The organism is Planctomycetia bacterium, assembly GCA_015075745.1.
Lineage (GTDB): Bacteria > Planctomycetota > Phycisphaerae > UBA1845 > UTPLA1 > UTPLA1.
Genome location: JABTTW010000002.1, coordinates 338,181 through 351,494 on the forward strand (window position 1 = coordinate 338,181; position 13,314 = coordinate 351,494).

General features: G+C 62.4%; 10 protein-coding genes. 6 read left to right on the forward strand and 4 right to left on the reverse strand.

All coding sequences use genetic code 11. The features are described 5' to 3' along the window. Nucleotides 1–14 precede the first annotated feature (14 nt). Complete coding sequence (locus HS101_14945) at nucleotides 15–287, reverse strand: twin-arginine translocase TatA/TatE family subunit (GenBank protein MBE7507564.1); 273 nt, start codon at nucleotides 285–287, stop codon at nucleotides 15–17. 226 nt (nucleotides 288–513) lie between these two features. Here HS101_14945 and asnB point away from each other — a divergent pair, with 226 nt between their 5' ends. The 6 genes from asnB to HS101_14975 all read left to right on the forward strand — a co-directional run bounded on the left by asnB (nucleotide 514) and on the right by HS101_14975 (nucleotide 10,963). After that, on the forward strand, nucleotides 514–2,460 hold the full coding sequence (gene asnB, locus HS101_14950) for an asparagine synthase (glutamine-hydrolyzing) (protein MBE7507565.1): 1,947 nt from the start codon (nucleotides 514–516) through the stop codon (nucleotides 2,458–2,460). Nucleotides 2,461–2,498: 38 nt separating this feature from the next. Next, nucleotides 2,499–3,836, forward strand: coding sequence for a phenylacetate--CoA ligase family protein (locus tag HS101_14955; protein ID MBE7507566.1), 1,338 nt, complete (start codon nucleotides 2,499–2,501; stop codon nucleotides 3,834–3,836). Between the two features lie 41 nt (nucleotides 3,837–3,877). Next, the gene (locus tag HS101_14960; protein ID MBE7507567.1) at nucleotides 3,878–4,267 is read left to right on the forward strand and encodes a hypothetical protein; all 390 of its coding nucleotides are present in this window, start codon (nucleotides 3,878–3,880) and stop codon (nucleotides 4,265–4,267) included. 1,097 nt (nucleotides 4,268–5,364) lie between these two features. Further along, nucleotides 5,365–6,837: an MATE family efflux transporter gene (locus HS101_14965; GenBank protein ID MBE7507568.1), complete on the forward strand. Its 1,473-nt coding sequence runs from the start codon at nucleotides 5,365–5,367 to the stop codon at nucleotides 6,835–6,837. An 87-nt stretch (nucleotides 6,838–6,924) separates the two neighbouring features. Beyond that, nucleotides 6,925–10,434 carry an isoleucine--tRNA ligase gene (locus HS101_14970; protein MBE7507569.1) on the forward strand — a complete coding sequence of 1,170 codons (3,510 nt, stop codon included), beginning with the start codon at nucleotides 6,925–6,927 and terminating at the stop codon, nucleotides 10,432–10,434. Nucleotides 10,435–10,465: 31 nt separating this feature from the next. After that, complete coding sequence (locus tag HS101_14975; GenBank protein ID MBE7507570.1) at nucleotides 10,466–10,963, forward strand: DinB family protein; 498 nt, start codon at nucleotides 10,466–10,468, stop codon at nucleotides 10,961–10,963. Between the two features lie 2 nt (nucleotides 10,964–10,965). On the opposite strand, the gene HS101_14980 is transcribed toward HS101_14975, so the two are convergent. From HS101_14980 to HS101_14990, 3 genes are all read right to left on the reverse strand, one after another. Beyond that, nucleotides 10,966–11,592 carry a hypothetical protein gene (locus HS101_14980; protein ID MBE7507571.1) on the reverse strand — a complete coding sequence of 209 codons (627 nt, stop codon included), beginning with the start codon at nucleotides 11,590–11,592 and terminating at the stop codon, nucleotides 10,966–10,968. Between the two features lie 98 nt (nucleotides 11,593–11,690). Beyond that, nucleotides 11,691–12,281, reverse strand: coding sequence for a hypothetical protein (locus HS101_14985; protein ID MBE7507572.1), 591 nt, complete (start codon nucleotides 12,279–12,281; stop codon nucleotides 11,691–11,693). A gap of 220 nt (nucleotides 12,282–12,501) precedes the next feature. Continuing rightward, nucleotides 12,502–13,125: a hypothetical protein gene (locus tag HS101_14990; GenBank protein ID MBE7507573.1), complete on the reverse strand. Its 624-nt coding sequence runs from the start codon at nucleotides 13,123–13,125 to the stop codon at nucleotides 12,502–12,504. Nucleotides 13,126–13,314 lie beyond the last annotated feature (189 nt).

Sequence of the window (13,314 nt, forward strand, 5' to 3'; positions counted from 1 at the left end):
GCGACGAACGATGTCTAGTCGCGCGAACTGGACGCGGTGGACTCGACCTTCTTCGACTCGGTGGAATCAAATCGAGGGATTTGAGACTCCGCCTGCTTTTTGACTTCCTTGATCTCGTCGCCGGTGTCGGCGAGGCCCTTTTTGAATTCGACGATGCCCTTGCCCAGGGACCGCCCCACTTCCGGCAGCCGGCGCCCGAAGATCAGCAGGGCGAGCAGGCCGATGATGAGCATCTCGGGCCAGCCCAGGTTATTGAAGAATGCGAGGGATTGTGTATGCAGGGTCATAGTGGGGCTCCGAACAAGTCAGGGATCGAACTCCCTTTCATAGGAATCATATCTCGAATCGGCAGGAATGGCTAAGCCGGCGTCCTTCTTTCTCAAAAACCGCCGATACAAACAGGGCGGAAGCGGTCGTGGGGACGAATTCCGCCTTCGCCGGCAGCACCGAATTGGGGAGTTGACCGGCCCGTAGAGTTGGTTTCCTTGAGTTCCAGGCCGGGAGCATCGACCGATGTGCGGAATTGCCGGGATTGCCGCGACAGAGCCTCGGACGGCGATAATTGCCCCGCGCCTCGACGCCATGCTCAGACTTTTGGAGCATCGAGGCCCGGACGGGGTGGGCACCTGGCGGGATGAATACTGCGCGCTGGGCCATCGACGGTTGGCGGTCATTGACCTGCATACCGGCCGTCAGCCGCTGACGAACGAGGGCGGCGATGTGCATGCCGTCGTCAACGGGGAGATTTACAACTTTCTCGAGTTGCGCGAGGGGCTGCTGAGCGCGGGGCATCGCTTCTCGACGACCGGCGACAGCGAAACGGCGATCCACCTTTACGAAGATCATGGGGACCGGTTTGTCGAGCATCTTTCCGGCATGTTTGCCGTCGCCCTTTGGGATGCAAAGCGGCGTCGACTGGTTCTTGCCCGTGACCGGCTGGGCGTCAAGCCGCTGTACTGGCACTTCGACGGAGACCGGCTTGTCTTTGCGTCGGAAATGAAGGCTGTACTCGCTGCGTGCGGTGAGCAGGCCGTCGAACCGACCAGTCTGATTGACTACCTCACCTTCGGCTTCATTCCCTCGCCGAAGACGATTTTTAGGGGCATCCACAAACTTCCCGCGGGGCACATGCTCACCTTTGAGAACGGTCGCATCACCGTTCGCGCGTACTGGGATCTTCAGTATCACGGCGTGCTGGATGGGGATGCGGAGTCGGTGGGCGAATCGCTTTGGGAGGGTTTGCGGTCGGCAACGCGGCTGCGCATGATCGCCGATGTGCCGATCGGCGCGTTTCTGAGCGGCGGGGTGGATTCGTCGGCGGTCGTGGCGTGCATGGCCGAGCAGATGCGGAGCCCTGTGCGGACGCTGACGTGCGGGTTTGAGGATGCCGCGCATGATGAGTCGGCGCATGCCCGTGAACTGGCTGCTTCGCTCGGTTGCGATCATCACACCGAGCAGATTCGACCGAGTGCCGCCGAGGTGATTGATACGCTTGCGTGGCACTTCGATGAGCCGTTCGCGGACTCGTCGGCGATTCCCATGTATTACATCTCGCAGGCGGCGCGGCGGCATGCCAAGGTGATTCTGTCCGGGGACGGGGGTGACGAGGTTCTGGCGGGGTATCGGCGGTATCGGTTTGACGCGTTCGAACATCGGGTGCGCCGGGCGGTTCCCGCGCTGGCGCGACGGGTTGTGTTTGGCGCGCTGGCGGGAATCTATCCGCGGACTTCGGCGCTTCCGCGCATTTTGCGCGGGCGCAGTACGCTGGGGAACCTGGCGTGCGACGATGCGACGGGGCACGGGCTGTCGGTCGCGACGATGGAAACGTCGGAAGCGATGGACATGCTGCACCCGGACATTCGCGGCGGGGTGAGGGACTATGACCCGCTGGATCACGTTCGGCGGTTTTACAGGGCATGTGACGCTCCCGACCATTTGAGCAGGTGCCAGTACGTTGACATCAAACTGGGGCTGGCCGACGGAATTCTGACGAAGGTGGATCGGGCGAGCATGGCCCACGGGGTGGAAGTGCGATCGCCGATGCTGGACTTTCGGTTTGTGGAGTTCGCGTGGCGGATCGCACCGGCGCTTCGCATGCGCGGTGGGCAGGGCAAGTATCCGCTGCGGGTCGCGGCGGCGCGGCGGATCGGCGCGGCGGCGGCGCATCGGGCAAAGCACGGATTTGAAGTGCCGATGGCGCGGTGGTTTCGCGGCGAGTTGGGGGAGACATTCAGACGACGCGTACTGGACGGCGCGGGGCCGGCCGGCGAATGGCTGAGCGAACGAGCCATTGGTGAGACATTCAGGAGGCACGCGGCGCGGTCGCGCGACATGGCGCCGACGCTTTGGAAAGCGATGATGCTCGATGCGTGGCTGCGCCGGCTAGGCGAGGGATTCGAGCGAACCGGGAACGTGGACAGGGCCGACTCCCCCACCGCGAAGGTGCCGGCCGGAGTTTGAGTCGTCTGACGGGTCCATTCGGCGAGGATTGGTAAACGTTGCATCCGCTGGCGGTACGAAAACTGATCCTGCCGATTCACGAGATGATCCTCGGCCGGCCGACGCTGCGCTATCTGCGGGAGCTTGAGACGTCGCAGTGGTGGTCGGCGGACCGGCTTGGCGAGCTTCAGCAGCAGAAGCTTCGCAGGCTTCTGGCGCATGCGCATCGAAGCTGCGCTTTTTATCGAGAGCAAATCGAGGACGCCGGCGTCGATCCGGAGACCGCTACGCTCGGCGATCTGGCGCGGATGCCGACGACGACGAAGAATGACATTCGCGGGGCGCTCGACGACATGTGCGCACCGCTGACGCCGGGCGGGCTGCGCGATGCGGCGACAGGCGGATCGACCGGCGCGCCGCTGCACTTTCGACTGTGTCGCGGGCGGCAGGCGTCGGATCAGGCGGCGCGGGCTCGGACACGGCGATGGTTCGGGATCGAGCCGGGCGAGCGCGAGCTTTATCTGTGGGGTTCTCCACTGGAAGTAACGGCGCAGGACCGATTGAAGGCGGCGCGCGACCTGCTGACGAATCACCAATTGCTCGATGCCTTCGACATGACACCGGCGCGGATGAGCCGGTACATCGGGCAGATTCGCCGGTGCGACCCGGTGCACATCTTCGGCTATCCCAGCAGCCTGGCGCGGCTGTTTCGGCACGGACGTGAGACGGGGCAGGCGATGACGACGCCGTCGCTGCGGGCGGTCTTCGTGACGGGCGAGGTCTTCGGCCGCGACGATCGGGCGCTGATTGAGGAATGCACGCCGGTTCCGGTGGCCGACGGCTATGGCTCGCGCGAGGGCGGTTTCGTGGCGCACCAGTGCCCCGTCGGGTCGTATCACGTGACGATGGAGAGCCACATCGTCGAACTGATCGACGCGGACGATCGGCCGGTCGGCGACGGCGAGCCGGGCGAAATTGTGCTGACTCATCTGGACGCATACGGGCATCCGTTCATTCGCTATCGCACCGGAGATATTGCGCGGGCCGCGCATTCGCCCTGCCCCTGCGGGCGCGGACTGGCGGTGATTGCCGGGATCGAGGGACGGCGCACGGACATGCTGCGCACGGCCGGCGGCGGGCTGGCCCACGGGCTTTCGGTGATCTATGTGCTGCGCGAGTCGGAGCATGTCAGCGAGTTCCAGATTGTTCAGAAGGCGAATCTCGATCTTCTGGTGCGCATCGTCGCGCGATCGGAGATGCCGACGGCGGAGCGCGAGCGGATCGTCCGGCAGCTTCGGCAGCGCATCGGCGGGGATATCGCGGTGACGCTGGAATTCGTGGAGCGCATCGCGCCGGACCCGTCGGGGAAGCATCGGCATGTGATGGGTGAGCGATGAGGGGGTGGCGAAAACTACGCCTTACCAAATGGTCTCCCGCCTTGATCATCGCGGCTGGATCGATACTCATTTCTCCATTCCACGGATACCTGAAGAACGAACTGGGGTGGAGCGCCGAGTCCCGTTCCATCCTTCTCTTTTTTTTGCTGTTTACGGTTTTACTCATTATCTGGCGTTTGGCGCTGCGGCGCGAGCGAACCCTCGACTTGATCTTGTCGGAGTACATCTGCCTCAAGTGCGGAGCCAGCATTCCAGAAAAAAACGACGGCGGCTGCCCCAACTGCGCGAAACCGGATTCTGACAACATCTCCCTTATCTGCGAGGAATGCGGCGAAAGCGTGGCACTGTCTGCGGAAACACGGGGCACGGTCCAGTTGTGCCCGCGGTGCGGCAAGCCGGGCGACGTGCCGAAGTTTTCTCGGGGCGAGTAAGCCGGTTCGCTGCCAGGCCGTCGGCAGCCCGAATCGGGCGTGTGAAGCTGTCGCTTTTGAAGTGACATAAGGTGACACACACCTTTCGGGGACTGTGCCAACACTTGTGGCGGGCATGGGTTGCGATGTTGCGCGAATGGGGTGGTTTTTTGCGCGCATTCGAGTGACTCCGCCACCCCTGCCGGGGTGGAAGATCTTTCGCAACTGTAACCACGGGTTGCGCTCGGCTTGCTTCGCTGCGCCTTGCTGCACCCGTGGCTACAGTCCGGCGCCCCTTTCGGGGCTGAAAAAAGGCACAAGGCTTCGATGGTTCGAAAGGTGACAATAGGCGAAAAAGGTTTTGGGGGGCGTTGGCAAGTCGCGTGGCGGGCATGGGTTGGGATGACTCGCGGTTTGGGTGGTTTTTTGCGCGAAAAAACGCGCGGCGGAGCCGGGCCTTGGGACCTGGGCTGGAACGCAGCAGTGGAATAGTGATCGGGGAACGGCGCATAGTTGTTGGGTCAAGGCAATCATTCCCATAGCTTGATGCTTGCTCACCGTGCGCGCGGATTTTTCATGGGAACGAGCGGCGTTGGTGGGCGGGGAAGGGCCCCCGGTCATGGACCGCAGCTCAATGGAGATTGCTGGGGCGCTCCATATTTCGCGCGGCGCATCGCGCGATCGGGAACGGTGGTTCGGTGAAAACCAGACATGGGAAGGGATTCCCATTGGGGTGGGTGCGAGAAAGGAATCTCGCAACAGCGTATGCACCCTCGCCCTGCGTTTCGGGCTGGCATGAGAGGGTGCGAGGATCAAAATTCGCCGAACACAAGAGGTGGCGCTACGGAGGGCGCGGAGGGGGCCGCGTGTGCTTGACGGCGGGGGCGGGGCTGGATAGTGTGGGGTCCTTGGTTACTTGTCTTGTGGACTGATGGAAGCGACGGGAACGTGATGAACCGGAAGCCGATTAAGCGAACAATCGTTAAGGCGATTCCGCTGATTATTTGGCGGAGCCGGGGAGCTTCCTGATCGGGACGAGATTCGAATTCGATCAATAAGAACCCTGGGAGCCCGAGCGTTTCCGGGGTTTTTTTATTGGCTGACGGATTGATCTGCGCATGGCGACGATGGTTGAACCAGTTTTGACGGACGGCCCCAGCCGGTCGGCTGTGGAACCGGCGCTTCGGGAGGAAGTACGGCGGACGTTTCGGCTTGCGCTGCCGATCGTGGGGTCGACGATGTCGGGCATGCTGCTGGGGTTCACCGACTTCCTCATGGTGTCGCGGCTGGGGACGGCGGCGACGGCGGCGATCAGCCCCTGCACGATGCTGCTGTACAGCGTGCTTTGCCTGGGGCTGGGGATGGCGAACAGCGTGCAGACGTATGCGGCGCAGTCGATGGGCCGGAGGCGGCCCGCGGAGGCGGCGGCGTATGCGTGGCAGTCGGTGTACATCGGGGGTGTGTTCGTGCTGATTGCCTATCCGGTCTCGCGCCTGATGCCGCTCTTATGGGGGGCTGTGGGCCACGAGCCGACGGTGCAGGCGATGGAGGTCGCGTACAGCCAGGTGGTTTTGTGGTGCATGCCTCCGGCGATCATGTGCGTGGGGCTGGAGGGATTCTTCAACGGGATTCAGCGGCCGAAGGTGGCGCTGGTGTCGGTGCTGACGGCGGTGGGCTTCAACGTGCTGGCGAACTATGCGCTGATCTTCGGGAGGCTGGGGATGCCGGAGATGGGCATCCGCGGGGCGGCGGTGGCAACGCTGATCTCGTGGATGATTCGGCTGATGATGCTGGGGATGGTGTTTCTGTCGCGGGAGTTTCGATCTTCGTTTCGGACGAACGAGTCGTGGCGGCCGAGCGGGGAGCGGATTCGCGCGATCATCCGACTTGGCGGGCCGACGGGAATTCAGTGGATGCTGGACGTCGGGTCGTGGTTTGTTTTTCTCACGGTGCTGATCGCGGGGTTCGGGACGCGGACGCTGGCGGCGTCGAACATCGCGCTGCAGATGATGCACGTTTCGTTCATGGCGGCGCTGGGGATCGGCGGCGCGGTGATGTCGCTGGTGGGACACGCCATCGGGGAGAAGAAGCCGGAGCTGGCGGCGATGCGTGCCCGAGCGGGGCTGGTTTTGACGATGTCGTACATGGCGTTCATCGCGGTGGTGTTCGTGACGACGGGGCGTCATTTTGTCGGATTGCTGTCGAGCGACGCGGAGGTGATCACGATCGGGACGCACGTCCTGTTCTGGGCGGCGGCGTTTCAGATCTTCGACGCGATGGGGATCACCTATGTGCATGCGCTGCGCGGGGCGGGCGACACGCGGTGGCCGTCGATATTGGTGATCATCTGCAACTGGGGCGTGTTTATCACGGGGGGATATCTGGTGTCTCGGCACGTGCCGCAGCTCGGGTATCACGGACCCTGGATGATGTGCACGACGTACATTATTCTGATCGGCTTGGCCCTGCGGTGGCGGTTTATGCGCGGGGCGTGGCGGAAGATCCGGCTGTTTACGGATGACGAGCCGGTACTCGGGGGAGACGTGGCGACGGCGGTGTGCGAGGTGGAGCAGATCGGCGTGGGCGCGTAGGTGAGGCAAGGAGCCCGGGAACGCATCCGCGGGCTTGAAGCGCGTTGGGGCTTTTTTTGAGTCGCGGCGCGGCGGAGTCTATTAAGCATGTTCAAAGAAGTGCCGAGCAGTTTTGACTTCCCGAAGATGGAGAAGGATATCCGTACTTTCTGGGAGTCGAACAAAATATACGAGCAGTCGCTGAAGCAGCGCGAAGGCGGCAAGCCTTTCGTCTTCTTTGAGGGCCCCCCCACCGCCAACGGACTGCCGCACCCAGGGCACTGTCTGACCCGGGCGATCAAGGATTTGTTCCCGCGGTACAAGACGATGACCGGGCACTACTGCCTGCGCAAGGGCGGGTGGGACACGCACGGGCTGCCGGTCGAGGTGGAGGTGTGCAAGGAGCTTGGCATCCATACGAAGGAGGAGATCGAGAATTACGGCATCGAGGCGTTCAACCGCAAGTGCCTGGAGAGCGTGTTTCGGTATACGAAGGAGTGGGAGGACCTGACGCGGCGGCTGGGGTTCTGGGTGAATCTGGACGAGGCGTATGTCACGTATCACCAGAGCTATATCGAGAGCGTGTGGTGGTCGCTGAAGACACTGTTCGACGCGGGGTTGCTTTATCAGGGGCACAAGATTGTCTGGTGGTGGGCGCAGGGCGGGACGGCGCTATCGAGCGGGGAGGTTGGGCAGGGGTATCGAGAGGTGGATGACCCGAGCGTATACGTGCGCTTCCCATTGGTGCCAAACGTCGAAACGTCGAAAGGTCGAAACGTCGAGATTGAGAAGGCGCTGGCCTCGGGTAAGCCGGTGAGTCTGCTGGTTTGGACGACGACGCCGTGGACGCTGCCGTCGAATACGTTTGCGGCGGTGCATCGGGATTTTGACTACGCGATTGTGCACGATGAGGAAACGGGCGAGCGGCTGATCTTCGCGGCGGGGCTGGTGGAGGCGATCGGCAAGAAGGCGAAGAAGAAGTCGTGGACGGTTGAGGCGACGATCAAGGGGGCAGACCTTGTCGGGCTGAGCTATCGGCCGCCGTTTGACTACTATCGCAAGCGGCCGGCGAAGGACTTCGTTGCGCACGCTGAGGCGGGGATTCCGCTGGGAGATTATAAGTCGGAGCTTGTCGCGGGCGGCACTGACTTTGCCTGCTGGCGGATTCTGCACGCGGACTTTGTGACGCTCGACAGCGGCACGGGGCTGGTGCACGAGGCGCCGGCCTTCGGCGAGGTGGACTACGAGCTTTTGCAGGAGGAGCGCAAGCGCTTCAAGAACCCTGAGTCGATCCCGCTGCTATGCGCTGTCGCGCCGAACGGGAACTTCACCGCGGATGCGCCGACGTACAAGGGGCGATGGGTGAAGGATTGCGACAAAGACATCGTGCGCGAACTGAAGGAGCGGACGGTGCCGGGCTCGAAGATTCCGCTCCTGATGCATCAGGAGCAGTATCGCCACGATTACCCCTTCTGCTGGCGGGCGGAGCAGGACCCGTTGATTCAGTATCCGCGGAGGAGCTGGTTCATCCGCACGACGCAGTTCAAGGATGCGATGCTGGAGAACAACCAGCACATCAACTGGCTGCCGGATCACATCAAGAACGGGCGCTTCGGGAAGTTTCTGGAGAGCAATGTCGATTGGTCGCTTTCGCGCGAGCGGTATTGGGGCACACCGCTGCCGATCTGGGTGTGCGAGAGGTGTGGGCAGATGGAGGCGGTTGATTCCTATGATTCGCTTCTCTCCAAGCCGGGTATCGATGGGCTGGGCACATGGGAGGCGGCGAAGAAGGAGGACCCGGGGCTGAGCGAGCATCTGAAGGTGCATAAGCCTTACATTGATGCGATTACGTTTGCGTGCGCGAAGTGCGCCGCTAGTGGGTCGGAGTCCGCCCGGACTGAAGTCCGGGGCTCCTCAGAAGGCACGCCGGGGCGGATGCGGCGGGTGACGGAGGTGATTGACTGCTGGTACGACAGCGGTGCGATGCCGTTTGCGCAGTGGGGTTGGCCGCACCAGGGCGGGGAGATGATGTCGGCGCAGTTTCCGGCGGATTTCATCAGCGAGGCGCTGGATCAGACGCGCGGGTGGTTTTATTCGCTGACGGCGATCAGCACGATGTTGTTCGGCGAGAAGGGCATTGCGCGGATGCAATTGGGGAAGGAATATCCGGTGCCGTTTCGGAACTGCATCGTGCTTGGCCTGCTGATGGGCGAAGACGGGCTGAAGATGTCGAAGTCGAAGAAGAACTACAAGGAGCCGACGCACATATTCGAGCACGAGGGTGCGGACGCGATGCGGTGGCTGTTCTTCTCTGGGCAGACGCCGTGGACGAGCATTCGCTTTCAAGAGGCGGCGATCGCCGAGGGGCAGCGGGAGTTTCTGATTCGGCTCTATAACTGCTACAGCTTCTTTGTGATCTACGCGAACATCGACAAGTGGACGCCGGACGGCAAGGTCGCGCGCGGATCGGCGAGCGAGCTGGATCGATGGATGCTGTCGGCGCTGGATGCGTGCAGCGTTCGCGTGTACGACTGCATGGAGGCTTACGACAATTACAACGCGGCCAGGGCGCTGGTTGAGTTTGTCGATGCGCTGTCGAACTGGTACGTCCGCCGGAGCCGGGAGCGATTCTGGCGAAGCGGGATGGATGAGGACAAGCGGTCGGCCTATGCGACGCTGTATCACTGCCTGGTGGAGACGGCGAAATTGATTGCGCCGTTCACGCCGTTTATCGCGGAGGCGATGTATCAGAATCTTGTCGTGGAGGGCGGCAGGGAGAGCCATGGAAAGCAGCCTCAGAGCATTCATCTTTGCGACTATCCGGTGACGGCGGAGACGCGCTCGCGGGTCGAGGCGCGGATTGAAAAGACGCTCAACGAGGAAATCGAGATGGTCCGGCAGGTGGTGTCGTGCGGACGGGCGGCGCGGGCGGCGACGAAGCTGCGCGTGCGGCAGCCGCTGCCGAAGATGGAGCTTTTCCATCGGCGGGCCGACTTGATTCGCAAGCACGAAGCGCTGATCCGTGACGAATTGAACGTGAAGCAGATCGACTTCGTCAGTGCGGCGGCGATCGATCAATATGTCCATTACGACATCAAGCCGGACTTCAAGAAGATCGGCCCGAAGTTCGGCCCGCTGGCGCCGAAGATCAAGGCGGCGCTGGGGGCTCATCCGAATGTGGATTCGATCGTGAAGCAGCTCGAACAGACGGGCACGTACACGCTGACGGTTGATGGGCAGGAGGCGGAGCTTTCGACGGACGAACTGCTGGTCGAGCTTCATGCCCGAGAGGGATGGGCGGCGGAGCGTATACCGGGTCAGGGGATTCTCGTGCTCGACACGCATCTGACGGACGCGCTGCGGGATGAAGGGGTGGCGCGGGACTTTGTGAACGTCATTCAGCAGACGCGGAAGAATCTGAACCTACAATACGAGCAGCGGATCGACCTGGCGATCGTCGGCGGACCGGAGGTTCAGCGGATCGTCAATGGATTCGCGGAGTACATTCGCGGCGAGACGCTGGCGCAGAACCTGCTTTCGACGCCGATGCCGGACGTTGCGCCAGCGAAGGCGGAGTCGGAGGGGCTGACGGCGGAGATCAGCGTGAGGCCGGTTTAGCGCGGGTCGCCGAAACGATTGCGAGGTCAACATGACGAGACTTGAACTGCTGATCGATCGACTTCAGGTGGCGCGGGGATGGACGCAAAGCCTGATCGCCGACATTGAGGAGTCGCGCTGGTTTGAGATGCCTGGCCCCGGCGTGGGGCATCCGGCGTGGCAGATCGGCCACCTTGCGGCGTCACAGGTCGCGCTGGTTCACATGCGGTGCTTCGGGAAGAAGTCTTCGGATGTGGTGGGCGAGTCGATCATTCCGACGTTTGGCCGGGGCTCCACGCCGGTGGCGGACAAGTCGAAGTACCCCCCGCTGGCCGAGATTCGATCGATGTTTGACGGCATCCACGCGGATGCGATCGGACTCATTTCAAACATGAAGGACGCGGAGCTGGACGAGTCCGTGAGCGGCGATCCGCATCCCCTGTTCAAGACGAAGGGCGGCGCGATCGGGATGACGGCGATGCACGAGACGTTTCACGCGGGACAGATCGCGATGACCCGGCGCATCTTCGGCAAGGCGCCGCTCAGATAATGTTATGAATTGCCGGGCGAGGCGGCGTTGACCTGGGCGCCGCGCTGCTCTTTCTTGACGACTTCGCGCACGCGCTTCAGCGCTTCGACGTACGGCTCACCGATGGTCCGCTCTTCGGCAGTGGTGTGCTCGATGATCCATTTCTGCATTTCGTCCTGCGACTTGGGCCCGCTGCCGCGGAAGCTGCCGGCGACCTTCTTGGTGAATGCGGCGTCCTCGGCATACTGCGTCAATCGGTCGCGGATGAAGTCGTTACGCTGCTGGGGCGTTGACTGCTCGGCATACTTTTTGGCGTCGTCCATGAAGGCCCGCTTGGCCTGACGGAAAACGGCGTCGGCGAAGGCCTGGCGCTGCTCTTCGTTGATCTCGTCGAGACATTCCTTGAGCTCGGCATCGCGGCCGGGCTTCATCATCTGGGTCTTCCACTGCTCGAGAAACTGCTCCTGCTCGACCTGTGCGAGCCGGGCGAGTCCGCGGGAATCGGCGATGTAGTTCACCAACTCGGCGGCCTTGGCCGTGGCGATGTCGGGGCGCGACGGTGTCATGGCGATGTCATATCCGAACCAGCCCGCAATCAGCAGGACGCCGGCCATGCCGCCGATGAGGGCGGCCGGGCGATGTCGTTTCACTACTTGTTTCACTTCACCTGTCGTCATCAAGAGCCATCTCCATTCGGCCGTTCGCGTAGGGCGTCCGGGCGAGTCCATCATTCATACGAGGAAGCAGTCTATCGGGCAACCTCATCACGGGCGGTGCGAGGTTTGAGATCGGCGTTGAGGGTATTGAACGAGCCCTGGCCGTCGCCTTTGTGAAAGGGCTCGAACTCCGAGATCAGCGGCATGTCGGCCCGACCCATGCCGAATCCCTTGGCGGAAGCCAGCGATTCCTGCCCCACTTTTTTCCCGGCATAAACATCGCCCATGAGCCATTCGTAGCTGGCGCCCTCGGTTTCGCGCCAGGTGGTGCGGGACCCGAACTGAGCGGACAACTTGTGATCGGACGGCAACAGGCGCCGATCGGCGGGGCAGAGGAGCACATCCGTTTCGCCGGAAAGATAGGGCTTCAACACGTCGCCCAATGTCGGCCAGGCAGGATCATGGATTTGAACTGACCGGAGCTTTGAAACGGCCGGCCAGATGTCGCCCGAATCCTGAAGATAGGCCGTCAGGCCTTCGCCGATTGCGCCCAGATTGGACAGGCAACGGGCCCTATCTTCGGCTACGCCCTTCGCCCGATAGCCGGGAATCAGGAACATCCCCGCGAAGCAGATGACCACAACGCCGATGAGGATTTCGATCTTGGTAATGCCTTGTCTCACAGACTCGAACCAATCCGATCCGCCGCCGGGACCTACGGGTCCCGGGGCCTGGAAATCAAACGGGCTCCAGCATCCTAGTTAACGGATGTGGAGCCCTCACATGATTGAACTTAGGTGGGCGGCGGGCCCTCGTCAAGGATGGCCTGCTCATAGACCCGACCGATCTCGTAAGATCATTCTTCAACGCGGTTTATTGCTGAGCCCGGAGCAAGGCCGGGGTCTAGCTTCGCGACGTCAGGGCCTCGATCGGCTTTTTCGGAGCGCCACCGGGCAGCCAGGTGCGGATTTCGCTGATTTCCGGCTCGATGGATTTAACTTCCTTGCCGCAGAAGGTGCGGATGACCATTCGGCGGGTTTCCCGGGGGAGGAGCGGCCCGCGCCATTCATCATCGAGCTGTAGGGGCGTTGCGGCCCAGACGGCTGATTCGGTGGCTGCATTGCCATCTCCATCCAGTCCCACGAGTCGAAGCGAGAGCATGGAGACGGTCTTGTCGCCCGTGTTCTCGACGCTGACTGTAGCCCTGCGATAGCCCCAGCGGTCGGTGGTTTCGCCGATGCCGGTGCAGATTTTCAATTCGTCGCGGTATTCGGGGGCCCGAACATCATCGATCGCGTCGGCCAGGACCGGGGGCAAGGCGGCCCTGATTTCCGGCAGGGTCTGCGCTGCCTGCTGGACGAGATCCACGAGATTTGTCGACTTCTTGTCGAGGAGTCGAATGCCGTACACCGCGACCCCGGAAACGCAGACGATCGCGGTCACAAGGACCGAACTGAGCCCCAGTGCGGTTACGGCCAGGAAGCCCATGGGCTTGCGGACGACTGCGGTGGATGGATCATTAAACATGGCGAAACTCCCTTTATTGCGCACACTGCCGAACGACGGCGCTGTCGTTCCGACTGAGTGAACCACGCTACCAGTTGTATTGGCCGCGACCGGGATATTATTTCCGCGATCGCGGCAGGGAACCGGCCAAACCGGGCAGCCGGGCCTGTTTGCGCCCATTGAGGGCTTCAGGCATCCTTAGAGCTTGTC

What these genes read in the sequence shown, in the direction of transcription:
- HS101_14945 (MBE7507564.1), bottom strand. Translation starts at nt 287, where the DNA reads ATGACCCTGCATACACAATCCCTCGCATTCTTCAATAACCTGGGCTGG.
- asnB (MBE7507565.1), top strand. Translation starts at nt 514, where the DNA reads ATGTGCGGAATTGCCGGGATTGCCGCGACAGAGCCTCGGACGGCGATA.
- HS101_14965 (MBE7507568.1), top strand. Translation starts at nt 5,365, where the DNA reads ATGGCGACGATGGTTGAACCAGTTTTGACGGACGGCCCCAGCCGGTCG.
- HS101_14970 (MBE7507569.1), top strand. Translation starts at nt 6,925, where the DNA reads ATGTTCAAAGAAGTGCCGAGCAGTTTTGACTTCCCGAAGATGGAGAAG.
- HS101_14975 (MBE7507570.1), top strand. Translation starts at nt 10,466, where the DNA reads ATGACGAGACTTGAACTGCTGATCGATCGACTTCAGGTGGCGCGGGGA.
- HS101_14990 (MBE7507573.1), bottom strand. Translation starts at nt 13,125, where the DNA reads ATGTTTAATGATCCATCCACCGCAGTCGTCCGCAAGCCCATGGGCTTC.